At 63.3% G+C, this 24,548-nt stretch carries 27 protein-coding genes, 1 tRNA gene and 1 pseudogene; 13 read left to right on the top strand and 16 right to left on the bottom strand.

Annotation, left to right across the window (positions count from 1 at the left end):
- Nucleotides 1-175: 175 nt before the first annotated feature.
- Genes DVR09_RS08380 through DVR09_RS08340 form a run of 9 tightly spaced genes read left to right on the top strand, consistent with a single transcriptional unit; the run spans nucleotide 176 to nucleotide 7,844 of the window.
- A complete protein-coding gene (locus DVR09_RS08380; protein ID WP_115416534.1) occupies nucleotides 176-463 on the top strand; it encodes a VirB3 family type IV secretion system protein in 288 nt (95 codons plus the stop codon).
- On the top strand, nucleotides 442-2,817 hold the full coding sequence (locus DVR09_RS08375) for a VirB4 family type IV secretion/conjugal transfer ATPase (protein WP_115416533.1): 2,376 nt from the start codon (nucleotides 442-444) through the stop codon (nucleotides 2,815-2,817). Before DVR09_RS08380 ends, DVR09_RS08375 begins: the two co-directional genes overlap by 22 nt.
- A 5-nt stretch (nucleotides 2,818-2,822) precedes the next feature.
- On the top strand, nucleotides 2,823-4,019 hold the full coding sequence (locus DVR09_RS08370; RefSeq protein ID WP_162814904.1) for a type IV secretion system protein: 1,197 nt from the start codon (nucleotides 2,823-2,825) through the stop codon (nucleotides 4,017-4,019).
- Entirely contained in the window at nucleotides 4,016-4,750 is a 735-nt protein-coding gene (locus tag DVR09_RS08365) for a VirB8 family type IV secretion system protein (protein ID WP_115416531.1), read from the top strand. The genes DVR09_RS08370 and DVR09_RS08365 overlap by 4 nt, the downstream gene beginning before the upstream one ends.
- A 38-nt stretch (nucleotides 4,751-4,788) precedes the next feature.
- Complete coding sequence (locus DVR09_RS08360; protein WP_162814903.1) at nucleotides 4,789-5,124, top strand: hypothetical protein; 336 nt, start codon at nucleotides 4,789-4,791, stop codon at nucleotides 5,122-5,124.
- The gene (locus tag DVR09_RS08355; RefSeq protein ID WP_234041371.1) at nucleotides 5,106-5,453 is read left to right on the top strand and encodes a TrbG/VirB9 family P-type conjugative transfer protein; all 348 of its coding nucleotides are present in this window, start codon (nucleotides 5,106-5,108) and stop codon (nucleotides 5,451-5,453) included. The genes DVR09_RS08360 and DVR09_RS08355 overlap by 19 nt, the downstream gene beginning before the upstream one ends.
- The gene (locus DVR09_RS08350; RefSeq protein ID WP_115416528.1) at nucleotides 5,450-6,505 is read left to right on the top strand and encodes a TrbI/VirB10 family protein; all 1,056 of its coding nucleotides are present in this window, start codon (nucleotides 5,450-5,452) and stop codon (nucleotides 6,503-6,505) included. Before DVR09_RS08355 ends, DVR09_RS08350 begins: the two co-directional genes overlap by 4 nt.
- The gene (virB11, locus tag DVR09_RS08345; RefSeq protein ID WP_115416527.1) at nucleotides 6,505-7,494 is read left to right on the top strand and encodes a P-type DNA transfer ATPase VirB11; all 990 of its coding nucleotides are present in this window, start codon (nucleotides 6,505-6,507) and stop codon (nucleotides 7,492-7,494) included. Before DVR09_RS08350 ends, virB11 begins: the two co-directional genes overlap by 1 nt.
- Nucleotides 7,491-7,844 (top strand): TrbC/VirB2 family protein, encoded by a 354-nt coding sequence (locus DVR09_RS08340; RefSeq protein WP_115416526.1) that lies wholly within the window; start codon nucleotides 7,491-7,493, stop codon nucleotides 7,842-7,844. Before virB11 ends, DVR09_RS08340 begins: the two co-directional genes overlap by 4 nt.
- Before the next feature lie 233 nt (nucleotides 7,845-8,077).
- On the opposite strand, the gene DVR09_RS08335 is transcribed toward DVR09_RS08340, so the two are convergent.
- Both DVR09_RS08335 and DVR09_RS08330 read right to left on the bottom strand, forming a co-directional pair.
- A tRNA-Arg gene (locus DVR09_RS08335) sits at nucleotides 8,078-8,154 on the bottom strand.
- A gap of 50 nt (nucleotides 8,155-8,204) precedes the next feature.
- Nucleotides 8,205-8,552 carry an NUDIX domain-containing protein gene (locus tag DVR09_RS08330; RefSeq protein WP_234041370.1) on the bottom strand — a complete coding sequence of 116 codons (348 nt, stop codon included), beginning with the start codon at nucleotides 8,550-8,552 and terminating at the stop codon, nucleotides 8,205-8,207.
- 157 nt (nucleotides 8,553-8,709) lie between these two features.
- Between DVR09_RS08330 and DVR09_RS08325 the strand changes: the two genes are divergently transcribed.
- Both DVR09_RS08325 and DVR09_RS08320 read left to right on the top strand, forming a co-directional pair.
- A complete protein-coding gene (locus DVR09_RS08325; protein ID WP_115416524.1) occupies nucleotides 8,710-8,889 on the top strand; it encodes a Flp family type IVb pilin in 180 nt (59 codons plus the stop codon).
- A gap of 123 nt (nucleotides 8,890-9,012) precedes the next feature.
- Nucleotides 9,013-9,198, top strand: coding sequence for a Flp family type IVb pilin (locus tag DVR09_RS08320; RefSeq protein WP_115416523.1), 186 nt, complete (start codon nucleotides 9,013-9,015; stop codon nucleotides 9,196-9,198).
- Nucleotides 9,199-9,277: 79 nt separating this feature from the next.
- Here the strand turns inward: DVR09_RS08320 and DVR09_RS08315 are convergent, their stop codons facing one another.
- From DVR09_RS08315 to DVR09_RS17775, 5 genes are all read right to left on the bottom strand, one after another.
- Nucleotides 9,278-10,756, bottom strand: a complete 1,479-nt coding sequence (locus DVR09_RS08315; protein WP_115417862.1) for a M48 family metalloprotease — start codon at nucleotides 10,754-10,756, stop codon at nucleotides 9,278-9,280.
- Nucleotides 10,757-10,879: 123 nt separating this feature from the next.
- On the bottom strand, nucleotides 10,880-11,824 hold the full coding sequence (locus DVR09_RS08310; RefSeq protein WP_115416522.1) for an acetyl-CoA carboxylase carboxyltransferase subunit alpha: 945 nt from the start codon (nucleotides 11,822-11,824) through the stop codon (nucleotides 10,880-10,882).
- Between the two features lie 9 nt (nucleotides 11,825-11,833).
- Complete coding sequence (locus DVR09_RS08305; protein ID WP_234041608.1) at nucleotides 11,834-12,685, bottom strand: tyrosine recombinase; 852 nt, start codon at nucleotides 12,683-12,685, stop codon at nucleotides 11,834-11,836.
- A gap of 40 nt (nucleotides 12,686-12,725) precedes the next feature.
- Nucleotides 12,726-14,588, bottom strand: coding sequence for a hypothetical protein (locus DVR09_RS08300; protein WP_234041369.1), 1,863 nt, complete (start codon nucleotides 14,586-14,588; stop codon nucleotides 12,726-12,728).
- The gene (locus DVR09_RS17775) at nucleotides 14,585-14,719 is read right to left on the bottom strand and encodes a hypothetical protein (RefSeq protein ID WP_255703934.1); all 135 of its coding nucleotides are present in this window, start codon (nucleotides 14,717-14,719) and stop codon (nucleotides 14,585-14,587) included. Before DVR09_RS17775 ends, DVR09_RS08300 begins: the two co-directional genes overlap by 4 nt.
- 75 nt (nucleotides 14,720-14,794) lie before the next feature.
- Between DVR09_RS17775 and DVR09_RS08295 the strand changes: the two genes are divergently transcribed.
- Nucleotides 14,795-15,361: a shikimate kinase gene (locus DVR09_RS08295; protein ID WP_115416520.1), complete on the top strand. Its 567-nt coding sequence runs from the start codon at nucleotides 14,795-14,797 to the stop codon at nucleotides 15,359-15,361.
- Nucleotides 15,352-16,461, top strand: coding sequence for a 3-dehydroquinate synthase (gene aroB / locus DVR09_RS08290; RefSeq protein ID WP_115416519.1), 1,110 nt, complete (start codon nucleotides 15,352-15,354; stop codon nucleotides 16,459-16,461). The genes DVR09_RS08295 and aroB overlap by 10 nt, the downstream gene beginning before the upstream one ends.
- A 12-nt stretch (nucleotides 16,462-16,473) precedes the next feature.
- Here aroB and DVR09_RS08285 read toward each other — a convergent pair whose 3' ends face one another.
- From DVR09_RS08285 to scpA, 9 genes and pseudogenes are all read right to left on the bottom strand, one after another.
- Nucleotides 16,474-16,845 carry a tRNA-binding protein gene (locus DVR09_RS08285; protein WP_115416518.1) on the bottom strand — a complete coding sequence of 124 codons (372 nt, stop codon included), beginning with the start codon at nucleotides 16,843-16,845 and terminating at the stop codon, nucleotides 16,474-16,476.
- Nucleotide 16,846: 1 nt separating this feature from the next.
- Entirely contained in the window at nucleotides 16,847-18,913 is a 2,067-nt protein-coding gene (locus DVR09_RS08280) for an acetyl-CoA carboxylase biotin carboxylase subunit (RefSeq protein ID WP_115416517.1), read from the bottom strand.
- A gap of 19 nt (nucleotides 18,914-18,932) precedes the next feature.
- On the bottom strand, nucleotides 18,933-20,219 hold the full coding sequence (locus tag DVR09_RS08275) for an O-acetylhomoserine aminocarboxypropyltransferase (RefSeq protein WP_115416516.1): 1,287 nt from the start codon (nucleotides 20,217-20,219) through the stop codon (nucleotides 18,933-18,935).
- A 17-nt stretch (nucleotides 20,220-20,236) separates the two neighbouring features.
- Nucleotides 20,237-21,256 carry a biotin synthase BioB gene (bioB, locus tag DVR09_RS08270; protein WP_115416515.1) on the bottom strand — a complete coding sequence of 340 codons (1,020 nt, stop codon included), beginning with the start codon at nucleotides 21,254-21,256 and terminating at the stop codon, nucleotides 20,237-20,239.
- A 23-nt stretch (nucleotides 21,257-21,279) separates the two neighbouring features.
- Entirely contained in the window at nucleotides 21,280-21,693 is a 414-nt protein-coding gene (locus DVR09_RS08265) for a styrene oxide isomerase (protein ID WP_162814902.1), read from the bottom strand.
- 7 nt (nucleotides 21,694-21,700) lie between these two features.
- A pseudogene (locus DVR09_RS17140) lies at nucleotides 21,701-21,880 on the bottom strand (hypothetical protein); the annotation flags it as partial.
- Entirely contained in the window at nucleotides 21,871-22,131 is a 261-nt protein-coding gene (locus tag DVR09_RS08260; protein ID WP_115416513.1) for a DUF2442 domain-containing protein, read from the bottom strand. The gene DVR09_RS08260 and the pseudogene DVR09_RS17140, both read right to left, overlap by 10 nt.
- On the bottom strand, nucleotides 22,115-22,348 hold the full coding sequence (locus tag DVR09_RS08255; protein WP_115416512.1) for a DUF4160 domain-containing protein: 234 nt from the start codon (nucleotides 22,346-22,348) through the stop codon (nucleotides 22,115-22,117). Before DVR09_RS08255 ends, DVR09_RS08260 begins: the two co-directional genes overlap by 17 nt.
- Entirely contained in the window at nucleotides 22,348-24,507 is a 2,160-nt protein-coding gene (scpA, locus tag DVR09_RS08250; protein WP_115416511.1) for a methylmalonyl-CoA mutase, read from the bottom strand. Before scpA ends, DVR09_RS08255 begins: the two co-directional genes overlap by 1 nt.
- Between the last annotated feature and the right edge of the window lie 41 nt (nucleotides 24,508-24,548).

Raw genomic sequence — 24,548 nt, 5'->3', positions numbered from 1 at the left:
AGCTGACAAACTTTTTCAAACGACCGAAGTTAAAGCCCGCAAACAACCTAAGTCCTATTCTATTTAGTGATATACCATGAGCTGACGGACCGGTCATTACGTTTCGCTCTTGTAATTTCGGAGGAAACAGGGGAAGCTGCAGTCCAACAGGGAATGGGGCGCAGAAACCTTCGCAATGACCGATCAGTTACGCCGCGACGTTTGCTTTACTGCGTTAACCCGTCCGCAGATGTTCGCGGGCGTCACCTACACGTTCTTCGTTATCAATGCGGTGATCGCGGTCGAGCTCTTCCTATTGTTCCGTTCTTGGTGGGTGCTGCTGGTCGCGGTCGCGCTGCACGGCATCGGCGCGCTTCTGTGCCTGAGGGAGCCGAGGTTTTTCGATCTGTGGATCACGCGCGTGCGCAATTGCCCGCGGGTAAAGAATTACGATCTGTGGAAATGCAACTCCTACCGGCCTTGACGCGCGATCCGAAAGTCATCGCCCGTGAGGCGCCGGCTGGAAATCATCTTCCCTATGCCCGTCACCTAGACGAGCGGACGATCGAGACGCGCGATGGACTGCTGATGCAGACCATCCGTCTGGGCGGCCTCTTGTTCGAAACCGCCGATAGCGAGGAATTGAACTACCGGGCCGAATTGCGCGATGCGATGCTGCGCGCGATCGGCAATTCACGCTTCGCCATCTACCATCATATCGTGAGGCGGCGGGCCGATGTGGCCATGCGGGCCGAGTTCCCCGATGCCTTCTCCGAGCGGCTCGACGAGCGTTGGCGGGCTCGGTTGTCTCGCCGCCAGCTCTATGTGAACGAGCTCTTCCTCACCATCATGCGCCGTCCGACACAGGGGCGGATGGGGATTGCCGACAGGCTCAAGGGCCTGTTTGCTTCGGCGACCGATAATCGGGCCGCCCTGCTCGCGGCGGAAAAACACTCGCTCGACAACGCCCGCGAAGCCTTGGTTGCAGCGCTCGGCCAATACGATCCGCAGGTGCTGTCCACCTACGAGAGCGACGATGGTACACGCTCCGAGCCCTTGGAGTTTCTCTCTTACCTGTACAACGGCGATATGCGTCCCGTCGTCGTGCCGCATGGCGATATCGGCCATCACCTGCCTGCGAGACGGGCGAGCTTCGGAATCGATACGGTCGAACTGGCGCCCACGGGCCCGCTCGACCGCCGCTTCGTCGCGCTGGTCTCGGTCAAGGATTGGCCGCAATCGACCATGCCGGGCATGTTCGACGAACTGACCCGCCTGCCCTTCGAGATGACGATGAGCCAGAGCTTCGCCTTCGTCGAACGCGGCGCGGCGCTGGGCCGGATGAACCTGGCGTTGCGGCGCATGAAATCCGCCGAAGACGAGGCGCTGTCGCTGCGCGACGAGTTGGCGATCGCCAAGGACGAGGTTGCGGCGGGTCGCGCCGGCTTCGGCGAACACCACACCACCATGGCGATACATGCCGACAGCCTTGCCGAGCTCGACAGCCATGTTGCCGAAGTGATCGCCCTGCTCGCCGATCTCGGCATCACCGCCGTGCGCGAGGACATTGCGCTCGAGCCCGCCTTCTGGGCGCAGTTTCCGGGCAATTTCCGCTATATCGCCCGGCGTGGCCTCGTCTCGACAACCAATTTCGCAGGGTTTGCCAGCCTGCATAACTTCCCGGTCGGGAAGGCTTCACGCAACCATTGGGGCGAAGCGGTCACGCTGTTCGAAACGACCGCGGCCGGCCCCTATTTCTTCAACTTCCATGCGCATGACCTGGGCAATTTCACTGTTATCGGCCCCTCGGGATCGGGCAAGACGGTGGTGCTCAATTTCCTATTGGCGCAAGCGCGCAAATATCGCCCGCGCACGATTTTCTTCGACAAGGACCGGGGTGCGGAACTGTTTATCCGCGCTATCGGAGGCACCTATGACCGCCTTCGCCCCGAAGCGCCCAGCGGCCTCAATCCGCTCCAGCTGAAGGATACGCCCCAGGCACGCGTATTCCTTGCCGAATGGCTCGGGCTACTCGTCGGCGGGCTCGACGAAAGCGAAGCCGAACAGGTGCGCGAGGCGATCGACACTAACTTCACAGCACCGCCGGAACGGCGACGCCTACGCCATCTGGTCGAGCTGTTCCGAGGGGGCGACCGCCCACGAGCAGGAGACCTCTATTCGCGCATGCGGGACTGGTGGGGCGAGGGAGACCGCGCCTGGTTGTTCGACAACGAGCGTGACCTGACCGATCTGTCACAAGAGACCGTCGGTTTCGACATGACGGCGATCCTCGACGATCCCGTCGCGCGCACGCCCGCGATGCTCTACTTCTTCCACCGGGTCGAACAGCGGCTCGACGGAACGCCGGCGATCATCGTCATCGACGAAGGTTGGAAGGCGCTCGACGACGATGTCTTCGTGCGCCGGATCAAGGATTGGGAAAAGACCATCCGCAAGCGCAACGGCATCGTCGGCTTTGCTACGCAAAGCGCACAGGATGCGCTCGAAAGCCGGATCGCCAGCGCGATCATCGAGCAGGCGGCAACGCAGATCTTCATGATCAACCCCAAGGCGCGCGCCGAGGACTATATCAACGGCTTTGGCCTCTCGCGCCACGAGTTCGAGCTGGTACGCACTTTGCCCGACAGCGCGCACTGCTTCCTTATCCGGCACGGCAAGGACAGCGTGGTCGCCAGGCTCGACCTATCGGGCGAGAAAGAGCTTCTGACCATCCTTTCGGGCCGTGAAAGCACGGTCCGCCTGTTCGACGAACTCGTAAAGCAGCACGGCGAGGACCCCGCCAAATGGATGGGCCCGCTGCTGGGCAAGGCGGCCTGACACAGATGGCCTGTCCCGCAATCCTGACCGGCGATCAATTCCTCACCCGTGTGCTTGGGGCCATTGATTGCCAGGCAGCCTATCTGGGCAGCTATGGCTGGCAGGCGCTGGGACACCCCGGTTCGCTTGCGGCCACGGTCATGACGGGGCTGCTAACCCTGTTCGTCGCGCTGTTCGGCATCCGCCTGCTGTTCGGCCCTGCGCCGGGGGGGCGCGACGTGGTGGGCGATGTCATCAAAGTCGGGATCGTCCTTACCCTTGCGTTTTCCTGGCCCGCCTTTCGCACGATGATCCACGATGTGGTGCTCGATGGGCCGGGAGAATTGGCAGCAAGCGCGGGCGCTTCGATCATGCCGCAGCAGACAACTCTCGTCGGCGGTCTCCAGCAAGCCGACGACGCCATGCTCCGGCTGATCGAGCAGGGGACCGGGCGGCAGACCGGCGCCTATGTCGACGCCGACGAACCCGGCGGGACGTTCCAAGGCCAGGCTCTGGAGGATGAAGACTCCTTCGGCCTTGCCCGCCTGTTCTATCTGACCGGAATATTGGGCAGCTACGGGCTGCTCCGCATTATCGCCGGACTACTGCTGGCCTTGGCTCCCCTGGCCGCGGGCCTGCTGCTCTTCGAGGCGACGCGTGGAATTTTCGCAGGCTGGCTGCGCGCGCTGGTGCTGGCTCTGATGGGATCCGCAGCGGTGAGCGTCGCGGCGGCTGGACAACTCGCCATCTTGCTGCCGTGGCTCGGCGATGCGCTCCGGCTCCGGGGCCTCGGCTATGCAACGCCCGCTGCGCCGACCGAATTGCTCGCGCTGACCCTCGGTTTCGCGCTGATCCAGTTCGGGTCGATCTGGCTCATGGCCAAAATCGCCTTCAATCGAGGCTGGATGACTTTTCCGGCGCTGTCGGACTTGCGGGTGTCGGCGACAGAGCGCTCCCCGGCCCTTCGCGGCGACCCAGCGCCGACCTTTGCCCAATCGCGCTCGCAGCGTCTGGTCGATCACATGGAAACGCAGCTAAGGCGCGAAGAGAGTTTCCATCACGAGCGCACCGATCATCGCCTTCTGACACGGACAGGCGGTGATGCTTCGCAAGGCAATGCCGCCACGAGCCGCGAGCGTAGCGTCGAGCCCTTGGGCAGTTCCTGGCGCCGCACCTCGCAGCGACGCTCTCTCGCAGGCACACGTAGGGACCAAGGCGTATGAACGCACATCACACTATCGATGGCGAAAAGGTCGAGATTTCGGATAGCTGGGGCGCCAGCATCACCGAGGATCTCGAGCGTTCGCGCCGCATCGCATGGATCGTAGCCGCCTGCGCAGGAGCAATTGCCCTGCTGCTGGCGCTCGCACTCGTTATCATGCTGCCCCTGAAAACGGTGGTGCCCTATACACTTCTGGTCGATCGCCAGACCGGCTATGTCGAAGAGCTGGCCCCGCTCGGTGCGGCATCGGTAAGCCCGGACACCGCGCTTACCCGCTCGTTTCTCGCGCAATATGTCATCGCGCGCGAGAGCTTCGATGCAGCAAATCTGCAGCGCGATTACCGCAAGGTGGCACTGTGGAGCGAAGGAGATGCCCGCCAGCGCTACGTCGCCTCGATGAACTCTTCCAACCCTTCGAGCCCGATCGCGCAACTGGGCAATGGGGCGACCCTGCGCACCGAGGTGAAGAGCGTCTCCTCGCTTTCGAGCGACAGTGCACTGGTACGCTTCATCACCGTCCGCACGGATCGCGGTGGCCGCGAGCAGGCTCCCGAGCACTGGGCCGCGGTCATCAATTATCGATTCAGCGGCGCGGAAATGAGCGCCGATGATCGGCTCGTCAATCCGCTCGGATTTCAGGTATCGCGCTATCGCCGGGATCAAGAAGCTCTTCCGGAAACAAGGGGGCCGCGTTTGCCCCAGTCCGCTCCGCTTGCCGAACCCGCCGCATGATGAGACTGGCGACCCTCGCAGGATTGGCCGTTTGGCCGATGGCTCTGGCAGCGCAGACCACGCCGCAACCGGGCGCCGATACGCCCCGCATTCAGAGTCTGCGGTTCATCCCGGGCTCGCCCGTGCTGCTCACCATGCTGCCCGAAACGCCGATCACGGTTCTACTCGAACCCGGCGAGTATATAACGGGCGTGACGCCGGGCGAAGGTGACGATTTCCGGATCCGCGTGTCTTCGGACCGCAATTCCTTCATGATCCTTCCAACCGAAAATGCACGCATGGGAACGCTCGATATCGGTACGCGGGGCGGAGCTACAATTTTTCCCTGCGTGTCGAGCCCAGCCATTCCGCTGCCTTGCTTGTACGCTTTGTAAAGGATGCGCTCGTTGATGCCGCTCATGAGGCCCAATCCGAAGCAGACCCCCGCCCGCTGCAGAGCTGGCGCTATCGCTTGCGCGGCGACCGGGAAGTTCAACCGGCGAGCCTTTTCGACGACGGTATCAAGACCCGCATAACCTATGCTCCCGGACAGGCTTTGCCGGCTGTCTTCGCCATTGGCCCGACGGGCGAAGAAGAGGTCGTCAACGGCTACATGCGCGACGGCGTCTTCGTCATCGATCGGGTCTATGGCGAGCTGGTGTTCCGGATCGACAAGGACAAGGCAACCGCGCGGCGCAACGACACACCCGAGGAAGCATCATGACCACGGCATCCTCGACATCGAACGAGACACCTCGGACCAACGATGTCCGACCGGTGGTGGCTACCGGTAGCTCCGGCAAGCTCGGCCTGGCTGCCTTCCTGATCGCTTTGCTCATCGGCGGGGGCTGGATCGTGTCTCTGATGAGCGAGAGGCGCGCGACGCTCGAACAGGAAGGCCCGCTCGGCACGGTTCCGGAGCCCGGCGCTCGCATCGCATCCCCGCCACCACTGGCCTTGCCCGGGGATTTCGGGCGCGGACCTCTCGGCGAACGCGGGCCGCTTGCGCAAGCGGCACCGACACGGGCGGCGCCCACGCCCAACGCACCCGTCCAAGCTCCGCGCGTGATCGTTCAAGCGGCCCCCGCCGATCCTCCCTATGTTCCGCGAGAGCCATTCCGCCCGGTCGAACCGCCGGTGATATTTTCCGCGCCTCCCGTCCCTTCGGCGGCACAATCGGCATCGCCAGCGGCAGCCGGTACGGTGGAGCGGATCAACGCAGCCCGGTTCGAAAAACCCTCGCGCACCGTTCCGCAGGGCACGGTGATCCCCGCCGTGCTCGAAACCGCGCTCGATTCCACACGGCCCGGCGGCGTGCGCGCGCTCGTTCAACGCGACATTCACGGCTTCGATGGATCGCGCGTCCTTATCCCGCGTGGCAGCCGTCTCTACGGCGAATACGATGCCGAACTGCAGCGCGGGCAGAACCGCGCGCTCATTCGCTGGACGCGGCTGATCCGCCCCGACGGCGTGACCATCGCGCTCGATTCGCCTGCCTCCGACCCGCTGGGACGCGCCGGGGTCAGGGGCAAGGTCGACAGCAAGTTCTTCCAGCGCTTCGGCGGCGCGCTGCTGCAATCCGTGCTCGATATCGGCGTCGGGGTTGCGACCCGGGAGGCGACCGATGGCGTGATCGTCGCGCTTCCGGGCAGCACACAGAATGTGACACCGCGCATCGCGGAGGGCGAAATCCGGCCGACGCTCAAGGTCCGCCACGGCACCAGCGTGTCGGTCTTCGTCGCCAACGACCTCGATTTCTCGAGCGTCGAACCGTGATGGAAGTCACCCCACCTACGGAGGCTCCGGGCTTTTACCTCGACAATTTCCTGGCTCCGCTTGCCACATGGCTCGCCCGCGCGGACGTCACCGATATCTATGTGAACCGGCCCGGCGAGATCTGGATCGAGAGTCTAGAAGGCGGGATCGAACACCACGAGGATCCCGCGCTGACCGAGCAACTCCTCGCCCGCCTTGCCCGCCAGATAGCTGCGCACGGATCACAGGGGATCAGCCGCGCCGCGCCGCTGCTGGCCGCCTCCCTGCCCGATGGATCGCGCGTCCAGATTGTCGCCCCTCCGGCGACCCGCGGTGGGCATGTGCTCGCCATCCGGCGGCACGTGAAGGCTGAATTCTCGCTCGCCGATTGGCGCGATAGCGGTGCTTTCGAGGGTCTCGCCGAGGGCGATACCGCGCTCGACCGCGAGCGCAGCTGGCATACTCTCGGTGAAAAGGATGCGCCCGCCATCCTCGCCGAGGCTGTCAGGACACGGCGCAACATCATCGTCTCGGGTGGGACTTCGAGTGGCAAGACGACCTTCCTCAATGCCCTGCTGGCAGAGATCCCGCGCGACGAGCGCCTGCTGACGATCGAGGATACCGAGGAATTGCGGATCGAACATCCCAATGCCGTGGGCCTGATTGCGGCGCGCGGACGCCTCGCGGAAGCCGATGTCAGCGCGGAGGATCTGCTCATCGCCGCACTGCGTATGCGCCCCGACCGGATCATCTTGGGCGAACTGCGCGGCTCGGAAGCCTTCACTTTCCTGCGCGCGGTCAACACCGGCCATCCCGGCTCGATGACCACGATCCACGCCGATACGCCGCAAAGGGCGAACGAACAGCTTGCCCTGCTTGTCCTCCAGACCGGCTCGCGGCTGTCGCGCGACGATGTGCGGCACTACGTGCGCGAAAGCATCGATGTCTTCGTCCAGCTCGAGCGGCGCAGCGGCCGCCGCCAGGTGTCGCAGGTCATGGTGGCCGAATGAACGGACCCGCCGCGCCTCCCGGATCCGAAACCGCTCTTGCCGGAGCCATCGGGTGGATAAACGATCTTCTGCTTGGCAGCCTGGCGACCGGACTGTCCATCCTTGCCGTCAGCCTTGTCGGCCTGCTTATGTTGATGGGCCAAATGCCCATAAGACAAGGCATGCGGGTCATCCTCGGCTGCTTCGTCCTTCTCGGTGCCCCTGTGATCGCGGTGGGGCTTGCCGGGGCATGGCAGTCGGCCTCGCCCCCCGCGCCACAGCCCATGGTGTTCATCCCGAAAGAGACGCGCGGACCACTGCCGTCGGCCGACTACGATCCCTATGCCGGGGCTTCGCTCCGCCGAAATTGACCATTAGGACGGTGATCGAGCGAACACCTCGCAAGCAGCCAAATTCGCTTCATCGTCCACACGTCCAGGCCAAGCAGTCATATTTTGCGAGACAACTACGCAGACCATCCGCCCGCGAACACGCAATCGCAAGGCCCCGTATCACCGTCGTGCGCGGTCCGGTGGCTAGCCTGGTTCAGGCGGTGAGCACTCTCGAAGGCAACACGCCCCCAGTGCGTACTTCCATGGGAAATTGGCGCGCCCGGAAGGATTCGAACCTCCGGCCCCCAGATTCGTAGTCTGGTGCTCTATCCAGCTGAGCTACGGGCGCGCTTGGAGGGCGCCAAATAGGCAGGCGCCTGCGTCTTGGCAATCCCTAAATCACAGTTTTTCGAACAACTGCGTCGTCAGTGAGATATCCAATGGCGGTTTGTCCAGTCGCGCAACCCCCTGTGGGTCGAACCAGCCGAGTTCGCCGCCTTCCCGAGCGCATAGCGGGCTGCCGTCATACAGCGATCTGTAAAGCAATATGACAATCGGCGGACGACCTTCAACTGCGCCTTCTTCCGCGAAGGCAACGGGCATGAGATCGCTTTTTCGAATCGTAATGCCGAGTTCCTCGTCGATCTCACGCACCAACGCATCTCGCGGTTTTTCGCCCGTTTCGACCTTGCCGCCGGGAAATTCCCACAGGCCGCCATGGTGCTTGTCGTCCGGTCTCCGCTGCATCAGCCATTGCCCCCGACCGTCGGACAGGGCCAAGGCGACGACACAGGTCCATGTCGGGATTTTTTCCAAAACCTCAGGCCTTCTCAACGCTTTTTTAACCGGCTTGGCCGTACTCCCCTACCGTCAGCTTGGACAAGTGGCGATTGGGGCAACGCGAATGGTCAATTTCCTGCACAAACTGGGACGTGACACACGCGGTGCCACTGCCGTCGAATACGGGCTGATCCTCGCTCTGATCTTTCTCGCCATGGTTGGTGCGATCCAATCATTCGGTGCTTCGGTAATCGCCATGTGGTCGAAAGTCGAAACCGCGGTGGTTGCGGCGATAGGCATCTAACGGGGCAATCGGCATGGCCATGGGGATTAGGAGTTTTTCAATCTCTTCCATGCAGAAAGCGAAATTGCTCGAACCGTATTTACGGAACGAGCCGGGTACGAAGACTGAACCAGGAGACGACAGATGAAGTTTTTCCGCAAGCTGCGCCGCGACGAAGAAGGTGCAACCGCCATTGAATATGGCCTCATTGCCGCGCTGATCGCCGTTGCCGCGATTACCGCGATGAACAGCCTCGGGGGCGAACTGAGCTCGACCTTCAACAAGGTCTCGACCACGATGAGCGAGGCGAACAAAGAAGCGAAAGAATAGTTAAGAGATCAGGAACTAAAGATCAGGGCGGCGGGTAGAACCCGCCGCCCTTTTTCGTGCATGATGTGGTCGTCCGGCCTTACCGACCCCGGACGACGATTTTTATCTTCTGGCCCGGCCGGACATTCTCGTTCGAGGTTAGTCCATTCAATACGCGGAAGCGCTCCACCTGGCTGTCGCTGTAAGCCATCCGCCGTGCGAGCGATTTAACCGTGTCACCGCTCTGCACCGTCACCACATCGATCACGCGCGGTATGACATTGGCCGCAGTTCGCGCATCGATCCGCCGCATCGAGGAGAACATCTGGTTGAACGTGGACGCCCGTCCCGCCGGTGTAATGGCGAGGAAGTGGTAAGCCCGATCATTGGAAAACTCGTAGGCGAAAACCGTGACGTCGACCTGACCGCTGTTCGAATTGACCCGCGCAGTGCCATACGCGGCCGGCAGGCCATTCACGCTCGTTTTCTGGATCGATTGCGGTCGCACCTGCTGCTGCTTGCTCAATCCTGCAAATACGCTGGCCACATAGCTGTCGAGATTGTTGTTGTAGGGTGCGAGCGTAAACTGCGCCTGCCCGCTCTGGCCATTGATCGATACCGCACGCGTGCCGTTCATCATGTAAAAGCCTTGTGGCGCGGTGAAGGCGAGCCGCAAATCGGGATGAATGAACTGGCGCCCCTCGACGACGCCTTGCGACGGATCGTCGCCATAGGTCAGCCCGTCGATCCGCGACAGGAACGTGTCGCGATTTGTAATGCCACCCGCACCACCGGTTGCCTGGGCCTTGGACAATGCGGTCTGCACCCGACTGGCAGGGTCGGGATGCGTCGATGCCCATTCGGGGAGCCGCGCATTGTCGCGCCCCTGAACACGCGCGTCGAGAGCATTCTGCAAAGCCAGGCTGCGAAGCACGGTTCCCATGGCCCTCGGGTCGTATCCGGCCTGATTCAGATAGCGGATACCCAGTTCGTCAGCCTCGAGTTCCTGACTGCGCGAGAATTTCAGCGTCAGGAGCTGCGACCCCTGCAGGGCCGCCTGGCCGAGCTGCTGCCCCAACCCGCTATTGCCCAGCAGTAGTCCGGACAGGATCGCTCCGGCGGCACCAAGCAACGTATTGCGCTGGGCCGCAGCCTGGCGACGCTGCGAGTGGCGGGCGGCGACATGGCCGACCTCGTGCCCCAGCACCCCGGCCAGCTCGGCCTCGTTGTTCATCAGCGCGACCAACTGACGAGTTGTATAAATATAGCCGCCGGGAATGGCGAAGGCGTTGTTTACCGGGCTGTTGAGCAGCGAGACGGTAAACGATTCGCGGGCGTTTCCGAGCCCGGACTGGACGGCGATATTCTTGCCGACCTGCGCGACATATTGGGCATGCGAACCGCTCATCGCACCGCCGAACTCGTCGAGCAGTTGGGGATGGGCCTTGGCCCCCATCTGCGCCTCGCTTTGCGTAATCGGTGTGGATGCGCTGGGAATGTCTCCCCCGCCCATACAGGCGGACAGACCAAGCGATAGTGCGGTGACAGAAGTGGCGGCGGCGAGTCTTATGCGCGACATGAACGGTTCTCCCCGATCTGCAAGCGCGCGCGAACCGTCCATTGCGACCCGCACGGCTGTGTTCGTATACGGTAGGAAGAACCTGAGCAGGCGCGCGTGGTTCCCGCGCCCCGGCGCTTTGTTTCAGCCCGCCATGGCGAGAAAGCGTTCCTCGCGCATGCGCCTCAGCTTATCCGAGGGGAGCTGACCCAGCTTGTCGAGTTCTTCGCCGATTGCCGATCCCAGCGTCGTCGCGGCCAGTCGCGGATCGCGATGCGCACCTCCGACAGGTTCGGCCACGATGCGATCGATCACCCCGAGACTCTCGAGATCCTGCGCAGTGACCTTCATCGCCTCCGCCGCATCCGGCGCCCGCTCCGCCGTACGCCATAAGATCGAGGCGCACCCCTCGGGCGAAATGACGGAATAAACCGCATGCTCCATCATCAGCACCCGCTCGGCACTGGCCAGCGCGACGGCGCCGCCGGAGCCCCCTTCACCGACAATCGCGGCGACCATGGGGACCGGAAGCGCAAGACAGGCTTCGGTGGACCGGGCGATTGCTTCGGCCTGACCTCTTTCCTCGGCCTCGATTCCCGGGAATGCCCCGGACGTATCCACCAGCGTCACCACCGGCAGACCGAATCGGCCTGCCAATTCCATCAGGCGAATCGCCTTGCGATACCCTTCGGGCTTGCCCATGCCGAAATTGTGGCGGATCCGGCTGGCGGTATCGTTACCCTTTTCGTGGCCGATCAGCACCACCTTGCGACCGTTCAGCTTGGCGAGACCACCGAGGATCGCCTCATCGTCGCCATAACAGCGATCACCGCCCAGCGGCACAAATTCCTCGAACGCGTGTTCGACGTAATCACGAAAATGCGGGCGCGAAGGATGCCGCGCGACCTGCGTTTTCTGCCACGGACTGAGCGACTCGTAAGTGCTCGCGAGCAAATTGGCGCTTTTCAGTTCGAGCCGTTGAAGTTCGTTGGAAATATCGACATCGTCGCCTTCCGAGGCGCTGCGCAGTTCGGCGATGCGCTGTTCGAGCTCGGCAACCGGCTTCTCGAATTCGAGATAGGAAATCATGCGCTCGCGCTAGTCCGAAGATGGCGCGCGCGCAAGCGGATGCCGCTCGTTCACCAGCTTTACCAAACGCGCCGCATCGACATGAGTGTATATCTGGGTTGTCGAAATATCCGCATGTCCAAGCAGCGTCTGCAAAGCGCGAAGGTCCGCCCCGCCTTCGAGCAGATGCGTCGCGAAAGCATGTCGCAGGACATGCGGGCTCAACTTTTCGGGCGGCAAATCGGCGCGCACTGCCAGTTCCTTGAGGAGCTGGAACAGCCGCACACGCGAAAGATGGCCATTGCGCGACGGGAACAGCCACGGCGAATCAGCATCCCGAAGCGGCAGCCAGCGTTTCAGCGCTTTGTCGGCACGGCGGCTGACCGGGACCAGCCTGGCCTGCCCGCCTTTCCCCATGACCGTCATGAACGGGGCATCGCGCGGCACGGCGGAAACCGGCAACGACACCAGCTCCGTCGCGCGCAGGCCCGACCCGTAGAGCATCTCGATAAGTGTTAGCAGTCGAACAGCGGCAGGTGTGCCTGTCACCGCCTCTTCCTCCGCTGTAGCGAAAAGGGCCTCCACCTGGTCATGCGAAAGAATTTTCGGTAGCGGGCGGCGCGCTGTCGGACGAGGAAGGGCATGGGTGGGATCGTCCTCGCGCAGACCTTCGTCGACGAGAAAGCCGAAAAACTGCCGCAAAGCCGACACTTTCCGCGCGAGCGTGGCCGGGGCAAGCGAAGACCAGCCCTGGCCGAGCCTGGCCAGTTGCGCGGGCGTTGCTGTGTCCAGCGCCCCACCGATCAGCGCCTCGGCCTGTTCGAGATCACGCCCGTAGGCAAGGATAGTGTTGCGCGCCGCGCCTCGCTCGGCAGCGAGCATGGCGAGGAAATCGTCTGTCGATGATCCCGGCGCGCTCACGTCAGGCGCGGGCGACCGCCTCCGCGGCGATCATGCGGGCTTCGGCATCCAGCCCCACCCGGCGCAGCGCCGCCACGATGTGGAACAGATGGCGAGCGGTCATCTGATCCCATCCGGAGCCCTGCATGCCCAGCCCCGCCAGCATCGCTACCAGAGCGGGATTGTCGACCGCAGCCGCGCCCTCGATCATCCGTGTCCAGCGTGTCGGGGCGGACAGATCGATGCCGAGACGATCGCTGTATTCTCCGATTTCCGCATCGTCGATCCGATCGAGACCGGCCAGTCCTGCCAGCAGCATGCGCGACTTTTGCTGCCCCGACGAATCATCGTCGTCGACGAAGCTGTCGAGCTGGCCGTCGGTTACCCGAGTGCTCCGGTTCGGATCGGCGAGAGCGAGCAAGGCCCAGCCAAGGCTTCCCTGTTCGACTTCGCCCGACCAGCGCATGGCATCGCCGTCGAGCCCGGCCGCGAGCATCGAGGCGATGAGATTTCCCGCCTCGTCGGCGAAGTCGGCCCGCACCGGCACGCGCGCCGCAGCATAAGCGGTGAGGACCACACGGCCATAGGAAAACTCGCCTCCGCCCGACCATATGTCCCGGATCGCTGCCAGCCGCTGCACGGGTTCGCTGCCGACATAGGCCTCGCGCAGACGCGAGGCGGTCAGCGCGGGATCGCCCTCCACGCCCTCTTCGGCGAAAATCTGGCTGTAGAGATCGACCATCGCCGAAGCCGAGAGAATGCCGCTTGCCCCGGCAATGTCGACCGCCGGAGCGCGCTGGGCGGGAGACAGCGCCGGTGTCAGCGCCGCCATGCGGTGAAGGTCCGCCCCCGCGTCTTCGAGCAAGTTGGACGGGACCGGCTCACCCAGAGCATTGGCCAGTGAGAATCGCCACGGAGTGATCGGTCCGGTATCCTCCCACTCGATCGTCACCGCACGCCGCCCGCGCCCGGCGGCACCGGCAAAGCGTTGCGCCAGCAACACGTCGATGCGATCGTCCTCGGTTCGATTGAGCAGGCGGCGCAGATCGTTCTGAGCGCGGGTCTCTTCGCCTGCGTAGGCATTGCAGATACCCGCCAGCATCTGCCACTCGGTATCCTCGCGCCCGGTATCGACCAACCGCACGGCGGGGCAGGCGCCGACGATATCGGTACTGCCGACATAGGCCCTGACCGCGGCATTGGCTAGCGCGGGGGAATAGTCCGCCGTGTCGACATCCTGAACCAATGCCCGCGCCACGACATGCTCGCCCAGAGCGTTGAGAACCTCGACCCGCAGCGTAGCGAACTCGACCGAGTCCATTCCCGAGGGAGCTTCCAGCCTGCTGACCAGGGCTCGGCGCAGGAGAATATGTCCCCAGCGCGATACCATCTGACGATTAGTCCCGGCGAGGATAGCCCGAACCAGGGGAGCCGGCTGGCGGGCGAGCGAACCGGCTGCCAGCCCTCCCTCGCCTGCTGCGATGATACCGACCCGTTCGGTCGAACGGCGGGCCGCGTCGGGTATGTCGAACTTGGGTTTCAGGCCAAGCAGTTCGTCAAGCTCGTCGGTTGACATTGCCTCCAGCTCTTCGACTGTCGGCAGGTTCGACAAGTCCAGATTCGCGCGCGACGGAGCCGTTTGTGTCGGCAGGGGCTGAACGATCTCGCCCGATTGCGTCGCGCCCGGCCGGGGCGTTTCGGCGGCGGCAGGCGGGCCGGATTCCGAAGCTTGCGTAGCCCGCGCCGTCGGCGTCGATGTAGGTGTGGGGCTGGGCGCAGGCTGGTTAAATCCCGGGGGCAGCAGGTCGACCGGAGCATCCTGGGCAAGACCCATGGCCGAAGTGAAGACGAGGGCCGCCGTGCCCAGGAACCACGCGGTCTTCACCGGCCGATCCCCGGAACTTCGATCGCTTCCTCGATCGGGTGCAGCGGCTCCTCGCCGCCATGGATCAGGGCAGCTACCAACAGCACCAAGAACACCATCGCCAAGATAGCTCCGATCCGTTTGCCGCTCATCGCCAAGTTTTTCGCGTCCCGCTCCAAGTGCTGATACCTTGCCCGCGCCCTAGCCCAGTTCTAGGCACGGCGGCAATGACCGATGCAACCGCCCTTACGCCTGGCGAAATCGCCAAGATCGCCGCGCGGATCGACCGCCCGGTGGTGCTTGTCGGCCTGATGGGTGTCGGAAAATCGACCGTCGGGCGCAGGCTGGCGGCCATGCTCGGGACCGATTTCGTGGATGTCGACGACGAAATCGAACGCGCTGCAGACCGCACGGTAAGCGAAATTTTCGAAGCGCATGGAGAAGCCTATTTCCGCGCCGGGGAACGCAGGGTCATCGCCCGTCTGATGGAAGAGGCGCATGGCGTGATTGCCACCGGCGGCGGTGCTTTCGTCGATCCGGAAACACGCGCGCTGATTCTCGATCAAGCCATCGCGGTCTGGCTCGATTGCGATATCGACACCTTGGTAGAGCGCACATCCCGCCGCAATGATCGGCCCCTGCTGCGCAATGGCAATGCGCGCGAGATCCTGACCGACCTCAAGGACAGGCGCGGCGCAGCCTATGCCGAGGCGCAGATCCATCTGGTGACCGATAACGGACCCCATTCCGAAACCGCACAACGCATTCTGGAGGCGATCGACGCATGGCTGTAATACCTGTCGAACTGGCCGGACGGCGGTACGAAGTCCGCGTCGGCCCCGGCCTGCTGGCCGATCTCGGCGCGCACGCGAAGCCTTTCCTGCGCAAGAGCCATGCCTGCATCGTTGCCGACCGAAATGCGCGAAAGCACTGGGGCGAGACGGTCGCCCGGTCATTGCAGGCCGAAGGTATCGAGCCGCGATGGTACGATGTCGCGCCGGGAGAAGCCTCCAAAAGCTGGGAGAGCCTCGCACATCTCACCGATTGGCTGCTCGGCCAGGGCGTCGAACGGGGCGATCATGTCTTCGCTCTCGGCGGCGGCGTGGTCGGCGATCTCACCGGCTTTGCCTGTGCCATTCTCAAGCGCGGTTGCGGATTCGTCCAGCTCCCGACCACCCTGCTCGCGCAAGTCGACAGTTCGGTGGGGGGGAAAACCGCAATCAATACCGCTGCGGGCAAGAACCTGATCGGCGCATTTCACCAGCCATCGCTGGTGCTGGCCGATCTCGATACGCTTGCCACCCTGCCCGAACGCGAACTGCGCGCGGGCTTTGCCGAGGTGCTCAAATACGGGGTGCTCGGCGATCGCGACTTCTTCGCCTGGCTCGAGGCACATGCGCAGGCGGTACTCGCATTGGATCCGGCCGATCTGGAACGGGCAGTGGCGACCAGCGTCGCTGCCAAGGCGCGCATCGTCGCGGAGGACGAGCGCGAGACCAGCGGCGCGCGCGCAATGCTAAATCTCGGGCATACTTTCGGCCACGCGCTGGAGGCGGAAACCGGATTTTCCAACCGCCTGCTCCACGGCGAGGCGGTGGCGCTGGGCATGGTGCTGGCCGCGCGCTACTCCGCCCGGCGCGGCGACATTTCGCTGACCGATGCCGAGCGCTTGACGCGCGCCGTCGATGCCGCGGGCTTGCCATCGGAAATCGCCGCGATGCAATTGCCCTGCGATGGGCGCGCGCTTGCCGACCACATGCTGCACGACAAGAAGATGGATGCGGGCACGCTGCCCTTCATCCTGCTGCGCAGCATCGGTGCAGCATGTTTGGCACGGGACGTCGCGCTGGATGATGTTGCCGCCTTTCTGGACGAGCAACTGCAAGCGCACTGAACCCGCGGCAAATCAGAACAGGCGCGATCCGTCGGGCACTTTCTTGTCCGGCGCGAACAGAACCACCTCGCCCGCCTCGTCGGCAAAGCCCAGCGTGAGCACTTGCGACATCAGCGGGCCGATCTGTCGCGGTGGAAAATTGACCACTGCCGCGACCTGCCGCCCGACCAATTCGTCGGCGGAATAGTTCGCGGTGATCTGCGCGCTGCTTTTCTTTTCGCCGATGACCGGGCCGAAATCGATCACCAGCTTGTAGGCCGGTTTTCGCGCTTCGGGGAAATCCTCGGCCGAGACCACCGTGCCGATGCGGATATCCGCCTTCAGAAAGGTCGCGAAGTCGGTTTCCTCGGCTGCGGGTGCATCGGGCGAATGCGAAAGGTGCATCCTATTCCAGCTCCAGGATCACCGCGTCCACTGCCAGGCTGTCGCCCTCGGCGGCGTTGACCTTGCCGACGGTCGCCTGTTTTTCGGCGCGCAGGATGTTTTCCATCTTCATCGCCTCGACCGTGGCGAGCGGCTGGCCGGGCTGAACCTCCTCGCCTTCGCTCACATGCAGTTTCACCAGCAGGCCCGGCATCGGGCAGATCAGCATCTTGGAAAGGTCGGGCGGGGTCTTCTCGATCATATGCGATGCGAGAGGGGCGATGCGGGTCTGCAGGATACGCAGATGGTGCGTCGCGCCGCGTGTGGTGATGTCGTAGCCCATGCGCGTGGGTTCGAGCTGGAAGGTGTAGCGATCGAGCGGCTCGGCATCCTCGTCCGCGCCGTTTTCGAACAGCGCCACATCCACCATTGCATCGCCCGGCGTGTACCGCATCTCGATGGTAACCTGTTCGCCGTCGACGGTCAGCGCGTTTTCCTCCAGCCGCACCTCATGCGAGGTCGCCCCTTCCTCGCGTTCGCCGATGCGAACCGTCCAGTCGCCCGGCGCGTAATTCTCGCCGGCGAGCTGCTGGTCGATCCGCCGAGCCCGGTCGGCATCGGCGGTGGCGATCACGCCGCCCACAGCGGCCAGAACCTTGGTCAGCCCGGCGGATGCGGGCGCGCCTTCGAAACCATCGGGATATTCCTCGGCGATGAAGCCGGTGGTCAGCTCGCCCGAACGAAAGCGGTCGTGCTGCATGATCGCGCTGAGAAAATCGATATTATGGCCCAGCCCTTCGATACGGAAAGCGTCGAGCGCGGCGATCTGGAGATCGGCGGCCTCGTCGCGTGTCTCGCCCCAAGTGACCAGCTTGGCGATCATCGGGTCGTAGAACATCGACACCTCGCCGCCTTCGAACACGCCGTCATCCACCCGGATACCGTCGACACCGCGGCGACCGTTCTCCTCGCCATCGTCGGCCCAGGGCTCGACCGGCGGCTGGTAGCGCACGAGGCGGCCCGTAGAGGGCAGGAAGCCGCGATAGGGGTCTTCGGCATAGACCCGGTTCTCGATCGCCCAACCGTCGATCTTGACGTCGTCCTGCTTGATCTGGAGTTCTTCGCCGGCCGCGACCCGGATCATCTGTTCGACGAGGTCGACGCCCGTGATCGCCTCGGTAACGGGATGCTCCACCTGCAGGCGGGTGTTCATTTCCAGGAAGTAGAAGCTTTCGCCCGTCGGGTCGGCGCCCGAGACGATCAGTTCGACCGTACCGGCGCTGTGGTAGTTCACTGCCTTGGACAGCGCGACGCATTGTTCGCCCATGGCCTTGCGCATCTTGGGCGTGACGAAAGGCGACGGCGCTTCCTCGACCACCTTCTGATGGCGCCGCTGGATCGAGCATTCGCGCTCGTTAAGATAGATCACATTGCCATGCTTGTCGCCGAGGATCTGGATCTCGATATGGCGCGGGTTCTCGATGAACTTCTCGATGAAGACACGGTCGTCACCGAAGGAATTGAGGCCCTCTCGCTTGGTCGCCTCGAAACCCTCGCGCACGTCCTTTTCCGACCAGGCAAGGCGCATGCCCTTGCCGCCGCCGCCTGCGCTGGCCTTCATCATTACCGGATAGCCGATGTCGTTGCTGATCTCGACCGCATGGTCGGTATCGCGGATTTCGCCGACGAAGCCGGGGACCACATTCACGCCGGCTTCCTTGGCGAGCTTCTTGGATTCGATCTTGTCGCCCATCGCCGCGATCGCATTCACCGGCGGACCGATGAAGGCGATGTTCTCTTTCGCCAACGCCTCGACGAAACTCGCGCGTTCGGAGAGGAAACCATATCCCGGATGCACTGCCTCGGCGCCGGTCTGCTTGGCCGCGGCGATGATCTTGTCGGCGATCAGATAGCTTTCCGCCGCAGGCGCCGGACCGATATGCACCGCCTCGTCCGCCATCCGCACGAAAGGCGCGCGGGCATCGGCATCGGAGTAGACGGCCACTGTCTGGATACCCATGCGGCGCGCGGTTTTGATGACCCGGCAAGCGATTTCGCCGCGATTGGCGATGAGGATTTTCTTGAACATCGTTATCTTCCCAGTGTCCCTAAATCTGTGCCAGTGCGGCATCGAGATCGGCGACGATATCGTCGATATGTTCGATCCCGACCGACAGCCGCACCACGTCCGGACCGGCGCCCGCCGCGACCAGCTCTTCCGCCGAAAGCTGGCTATGCGTGGTCGATGCGGGGTGAATAATCAGGCTTCGCGTATCGCCGATATTGGCGAGGTGGCTGAACAGCTTGACGCTGGAGACGAGCTGCTTGCCCGCCTCGAATCCGCCCTTGAGGCCGAAGGTGAAGACGGCTCCGCCGCGGCCGCCCAGATATTTGTCCGCAAGCGGCCTGTATGGATCGTCCTCCAACCCGGCATAGGATACCCAGGCCACCTTGGGATGCGCGCGGAGCCACTGCGCCACGGCCAGCGCGTTGCTGCAATGCCGATCCATTCGCAGCGCCAGCGTTTCCATCCCGGTCAGCGCGAGGAAGGCATTCATCGGCGCCATGGCCGGGCCGAGATCGCGCAGGCCGAGCACCCGGCAGGCGGTGATGAAGGCGATCGGTCCGACCGGCTCCAGCGCGTCGACCAGCACCGCACCGTGATAGGACCCGTTGGGCGCCGTGAGACTGGGAAACTTGTCGCTCGCCTTCCAGTCGAAACGGCCCGAATCCACGATCAGCCCGCCAACCGCATTGCCGTGCCCGTTGAGGAACTTGGTGCAGGAATGGACGATGATGTCGGCACCATGGTCGAACGGGCGGCACAGCGCGGGCGTCGCCATCGTATTGTCGACGATCAACGGTACCCCGGCGTCATGCGCGACCTCGGCGATGGCCGCGATATCGCTGACGACACCGCCCGGATTGGCCAGGCTTTCGATGAAAACACAGCGCGTCTTGTCGTCGATGGCGGCAGCGACATTTTCCGGATCATCGGCATCGACGAAGTGGGTTTCCCAGCCGAATTTGCGAAAGCTCTCGCCAAGCTGGTTGAGCGATCCGCCATAAAGCTTCTTCGCCGCGACGATATTGCAGCCCGGCTCCATCAGCGTGTGGAATGCGATCAACTGCGCCGCATGGCCCGATGCGAGCCCCAAAGCGCCCACACCGCCTTCAAGCGCCGCAATCTTCTTTTCCAGCGCATCGTTGGTCGGATTCATGATGCGGGTGTAGATGTTGCCGAATTCCTGCAGGCTGAAAAGCCGTGCAGCATGCTCGGGATCGTCGAAGACATAACTTGCCGTCTGATAAATCGGCGTAATCCGCGCTTTCGTGGTCGGATCGGGCTCGCATCCGGCGTGAATGGCTAGCGTATCGAGTTTCTGGTCGGACATCGGTTCCCTCAAATTCGCTATTCGGCCGGAACGGCCTGGGAGCGGCAAGCGGCCGCCCGCATCGGTTCTTCCTGCTCGAGCGCGGTCAGGCCGAGCTTGGCGAACAGCGCGGCGTCGGTGTCGTCACCAGCGTTGGGTGCGGTCAGCAGCTTGTCGCCGGTGAAGATCGAATTCGCGCCGGCCATGAAGCACAGCGCCTGCGTGGCTTCGGACATCGACTCCCGGCCTGCCGACAGGCGCACCATGCTCATCGGCATCGTGATGCGCGCCACCGCCACGGTGCGGACGAATTCGATATCGTCGATCTTGGCCATCGGCGTACCTTCCAGCATGTCGCCCAGCACCGTGCCCTTGACTGGGACCAGTGCGTTGACCGGCACGCTTTCGGGATGCCGCTCAAGCGTGGCAAGCGTGTGGACGAAGCCCACCCGGTCCTCGCGCGTTTCGCCCATGCCCACGATCCCGCCGCTGCACACATTGATCCCTGCATCGCGCACGTTCTGGAGCGTGTCGAGCCGGTCCTGGTAGTTGCGGGTCGAAATCACGCGCTCGTAATATTCCGGCCCGGTATCGACATTGTGGTTGTAGTAATCGAGGCCCGCTTCCTTGAGCATGTCCGCCTGTTTCGGCGTCAGCATGCCCAGCGTCATGCAGGTCTCCAGCCCCATGGCGCGCACGCCTTTCACGATCTCGACGATCGCGGGCATGTCGCGGTCCTTAGGGTTGCGCCAGGCGGCGCCCATGCAGAAGCGCTGGCTGCCCGCATCCTTCGCCTGCGCCGCGCGCTGAAGGACCGATTGCACCTCCATCAGCTTGGTCGCCTCGACCCCGCTATCGGCCTTCACCGACTGCGAACAATAGCCGCAATCCTCGGGGCACCCGCCGGTCTTGATGGAGAGAAGCGTGCAGAGCTGAACCTGCTCGGGCGGATGAAACTCGCGGTGGACGCTCGCCGCGCGGAACAGCAGCTCGGTGAAAGGAAGGTCGAAAAGGTCCGCGATCTCGTCGCGGGTCCAGTCAGTACGGATTTGGGTCATGGTCGAATCAGAATTCCAGCAGTTCAGGAAAAGGCGAACCAGCAGATCGCTACATAGGCGAGAGCCATGACGACAGAACTGCCATAGACTAGAAAAGTAACAAGCGTTTCGCGCGACTTGGAAGCGGTGTGACCCGCGCCTGCCATTGGTAAAGCTTGGCTGGCGCCAAAGACGCCAGAAAGGAGAATGCCAAAGGTCAGAACATAGGATGATACGATTACGGCCAGAACGATGATGGTCGCCCATCCGTCCGGTATTCCCAGATACTGCCAAAACAGCGCGAGAGCGATCAGCATAGCCCCCACTTGAACCGCTGTCAGGTGCGCTGAAAGGCCAAGCCTCGGATTGCGCAACTTCGCCATAGCAAAGCCGATCAGCAGGCCGAGGGTGAAGAGAAGGACACCCGCCTTGCCCAGGATTTGAGCGATTTCCGTCATCGTTTCATCACTCCGCCGCCTCATCCATATTCTCGCCCCCAAGCCGTTCCCTGGACGGCGGCATATTGTGACCGAGCAGGCGCAGCACTTCCGCAGCGCATTCGACCACGTTGCTGCCCGGGCCGTAAATGCCCTGCACCCCGACATCGCGCAGGAAGACGTAATCCTTTTGCAGGTTCACGCCGCCCTCGGAGCCGGAGCGCCACGGAGAAGACCCTCGGTGCTCAGATCCTCATCGATGTCGGGCCAGTGAATGCCATAGCCCGCCCCGGCCCTTTCCCATCCAGCTCGCTGTTCGGGTGTCGCCCTCAGCAATCGCGGATACCAAGCCAACGGCACCGAAATCGTCCGCCCGTCCATCAGGTCGACGATCAGGCTGGCCTCGTCGAACCGGACGTCGAGAACGCGCTCATCGGTCACCTTAGCCGAAATATTCATGCCACGCCTCCGTCAGCGCATCGCGATGGTTCGCGACGAGCTTGATAATGTCATTGATCTCATGCGCGCGAAAGCCTCGGCTTTTCGCGACCTCCCCGCTGTCCAGCCAGACCTTGATCGTCGCGTCGCCCTGATCGACATGGATATGCGGCGGCTCGTTCGGCTCATGGCTGTAGAAGTAAAACCGGAACGACCCGATCCGCATAACGGTGGGCATTACTCCGCCGCCTCGTCCAGATCCTCACCCACAGGCGGCATGTTGTGGCCGAGCAGGCGCAGCACGTCAGCCGCGCATTCCACCACATTGCTTCCCGGGCCATAAATGCCCTGCACCCCGGCATCGCGCAGGAAGTCGTAATCCTTCTGGGGAATCACGCCGCCTGCGATCACCTTGATGTCGGGGCGGTCGGCTTTCTTGAGCAAGCCTATGAGTTCGGGGATCAGCGTCTTGTGACCAGCGGCGAGGCTGCTCGCGCCGATGGCGTCGACATCGTTTTCCAGCGCCATGTCGCGGGTTTCGGCAGGCGTCTGGAACAGCGGACCAGAGACCACCTCGAAGCCCATGTCGGTAAAGGCGCTGGCGATCACATTGGCGCCGCGATCGTGACCGTCCTGTCCCATCTTGGCGACCATCAGCCTGGGCGCGCGGCCTAGGCGACGCTCGACCGCCTTCACGCCCTCGACCACCTGCCGGTAGCGATCGTCATCGGCATAAGCTTGCGAATAGACTCCCCGCACGGGCTTGGGCACGGTATCGTAGCGGCCATAGGCGTCTTCCATCGCCTGGCTGATTTCGCCGAGCGTGGCATCGTGGCGCGCGGCCTCCACCGCGAGGTCGAGCAAATTACCTTCGCGCTGCGCTGCCCCGCGCGCCAACGCGTCGAGCGCAGCCTTGCAGGCGAATTCGTCGCGCCCTTCGCGCACTTTCTTGAGGCGCGCGATCTGGCTCTGGCGCACGGCATGGTTGTCGATGTCGAGCGTGTCGATTTCGGCCTCTTCGGGCAGGCGATACTTGTTAACGCCGACGATAACCGTCTCGCCCTTGTCGACGCTCGCCTGCTTGGCGGCGGCGGCTTCCTCGATCTGCGCCTTGGGCTTCCCGCTCGCGACATACTCGGTCATGCCGCCCGCCGCCTCGACCTCGTCCAGCAATTTGCGGGCCTCGTCTATCAGGGCAGCGGTGAGACTTTCGATGTAATAGCTGCCGCCCAGCGGGTCGGCGACATTGGTAATGCCGGTTTCTTCCTGGATCACCAATTGCGTGTTGCGCGCGATGCGGGCGGAAAAGTCGGTCGGAAGGGCGATCGCCTCGTCCAGCGCATTGGTGTGGAGCGATTGCGTGCCGCCCAGCACCGCCGCCATCGCCTCCACCGTGGTGCGGATGACGTTGTTGTAAGGGTCCTGCTCCTGCAGGCTGACACCGCTGGTCTGGCAGTGCGTGCGCAGCATCTTCGACTTCTCGTTCTGCGCCCCCAGCCCTTCCATCACATCGTGCCACAGCGCACGCGCGGCGCGCATTTTGGCGATCTCCATGAAGAAGTTCATGCCGATGCCCCAGAAGAAGGACAGGCGCGGCGCGAAGGCATCGATATCCAGCCCCGCTTCCATGGCGCGCTTGGCGTATTCCTTGCCGTCGGCAATGGTGAAGGCGAGTTCCTGCACCGCCGTCGCCCCGGCTTCGTGCATGTGATAGCCCGAGATCGAAATACTGTTGAATTTCGGCATATTGGCCGAAGTATATGCGATGATGTCCGAGATAATCCGCATGCTCGGTTCGGGCGGATAGATATAGGTGTTGCGGACCATGAACTCCTTGAGGATGTCGTTCTGGATGGTCCCCGAAAGCTTGTCCTGCGAAACGCCCTGCCGTTCCGCCGCGACGATGTAGAACGCCATGACCGGGATCACCGCGCCGTTCATCGTCATCGACACGCTCATCTGGTCAAGCGGGATCTGGTCGAACAGGATTTCCATGTCGCGCACGGTATCGATCGCGACGCCCGCCTTACCGACATCGCCGACCACGCGGCTGTGGTCGCTGTCATAGCCGCGGTGGGTGGCGAGGTCGAAGGCGACCGAGAGGCCCTTCTGCCCCGCAGCCAGATTGCGGCGATAGAAGGCGTTCGATTCCTCGGCGGTCGAGAAGCCCGCATATTGCCGGATCGTCCACGGCCGACCGGTATACATCGAGGCATAGGGTCCGCGCGTAAACGGCGCGATCCCCGGGACACCGGGATCGATGTCCGCAGTATCCTCGCTCGTATAGAGCGGCTTGACCTCGATCCCTTCGGGCGTGTGCCAGGTTAGGTCGCGGCCCTTCACTTCCTTGTCGGCGAGGGGCTTCCAGTCATCGTATCCGGGAGTCTTCTCTCTCATGGGAGACCCCCTAGCGCGGTGTTCCTACGATGCCAATCTAT

The sequence above is a fragment of the Erythrobacter aureus genome (genome assembly GCF_003355455.1).
Lineage (GTDB): Bacteria > Pseudomonadota > Alphaproteobacteria > Sphingomonadales > Sphingomonadaceae > Qipengyuania > Qipengyuania aurea.
This window is presented reverse-complemented; position numbering and strand designations above follow the sequence as displayed.

Coding starts and splice junctions, on each gene's coding strand:
- DVR09_RS08380 (WP_115416534.1), top strand. CDS start 176: ATGACCGATCAGTTACGCCGCGACGTTTGCTTTACTGCGTTAACCCGT.
- DVR09_RS08375 (WP_115416533.1), top strand. CDS start 442: ATGCAACTCCTACCGGCCTTGACGCGCGATCCGAAAGTCATCGCCCGT.
- DVR09_RS08370 (WP_162814904.1), top strand. CDS start 2,823: ATGGCCTGTCCCGCAATCCTGACCGGCGATCAATTCCTCACCCGTGTG.
- DVR09_RS08365 (WP_115416531.1), top strand. CDS start 4,016: ATGAACGCACATCACACTATCGATGGCGAAAAGGTCGAGATTTCGGAT.
- DVR09_RS08360 (WP_162814903.1), top strand. CDS start 4,789: ATGGCTCTGGCAGCGCAGACCACGCCGCAACCGGGCGCCGATACGCCC.
- DVR09_RS08350 (WP_115416528.1), top strand. CDS start 5,450: ATGACCACGGCATCCTCGACATCGAACGAGACACCTCGGACCAACGAT.
- virB11 (WP_115416527.1), top strand. CDS start 6,505: ATGGAAGTCACCCCACCTACGGAGGCTCCGGGCTTTTACCTCGACAAT.
- DVR09_RS08340 (WP_115416526.1), top strand. CDS start 7,491: ATGAACGGACCCGCCGCGCCTCCCGGATCCGAAACCGCTCTTGCCGGA.
- DVR09_RS08330 (WP_234041370.1), bottom strand. CDS start 8,552: ATGCAGCGGAGACCGGACGACAAGCACCATGGCGGCCTGTGGGAATTT.
- DVR09_RS08325 (WP_115416524.1), top strand. CDS start 8,710: ATGGTCAATTTCCTGCACAAACTGGGACGTGACACACGCGGTGCCACT.
- DVR09_RS08320 (WP_115416523.1), top strand. CDS start 9,013: ATGAAGTTTTTCCGCAAGCTGCGCCGCGACGAAGAAGGTGCAACCGCC.
- DVR09_RS08315 (WP_115417862.1), bottom strand. CDS start 10,756: ATGTCGCGCATAAGACTCGCCGCCGCCACTTCTGTCACCGCACTATCG.
- DVR09_RS08310 (WP_115416522.1), bottom strand. CDS start 11,824: ATGATTTCCTATCTCGAATTCGAGAAGCCGGTTGCCGAGCTCGAACAG.
- DVR09_RS08305 (WP_234041608.1), bottom strand. CDS start 12,685: ATGCTCGCTGCCGAGCGAGGCGCGGCGCGCAACACTATCCTTGCCTAC.
- DVR09_RS17775 (WP_255703934.1), bottom strand. CDS start 14,719: ATGAGCGGCAAACGGATCGGAGCTATCTTGGCGATGGTGTTCTTGGTG.
- DVR09_RS08295 (WP_115416520.1), top strand. CDS start 14,795: ATGACCGATGCAACCGCCCTTACGCCTGGCGAAATCGCCAAGATCGCC.
- aroB (WP_115416519.1), top strand. CDS start 15,352: ATGGCTGTAATACCTGTCGAACTGGCCGGACGGCGGTACGAAGTCCGC.
- DVR09_RS08285 (WP_115416518.1), bottom strand. CDS start 16,845: ATGCACCTTTCGCATTCGCCCGATGCACCCGCAGCCGAGGAAACCGAC.
- DVR09_RS08280 (WP_115416517.1), bottom strand. CDS start 18,913: ATGTTCAAGAAAATCCTCATCGCCAATCGCGGCGAAATCGCTTGCCGG.
- DVR09_RS08275 (WP_115416516.1), bottom strand. CDS start 20,219: ATGTCCGACCAGAAACTCGATACGCTAGCCATTCACGCCGGATGCGAG.
- bioB (WP_115416515.1), bottom strand. CDS start 21,256: ATGACCCAAATCCGTACTGACTGGACCCGCGACGAGATCGCGGACCTT.
- DVR09_RS08265 (WP_162814902.1), bottom strand. CDS start 21,693: ATGACGGAAATCGCTCAAATCCTGGGCAAGGCGGGTGTCCTTCTCTTC.
- DVR09_RS08260 (WP_115416513.1), bottom strand. CDS start 22,131: ATGAATATTTCGGCTAAGGTGACCGATGAGCGCGTTCTCGACGTCCGG.
- DVR09_RS08255 (WP_115416512.1), bottom strand. CDS start 22,348: ATGCCCACCGTTATGCGGATCGGGTCGTTCCGGTTTTACTTCTACAGC.
- scpA (WP_115416511.1), bottom strand. CDS start 24,507: ATGAGAGAGAAGACTCCCGGATACGATGACTGGAAGCCCCTCGCCGAC.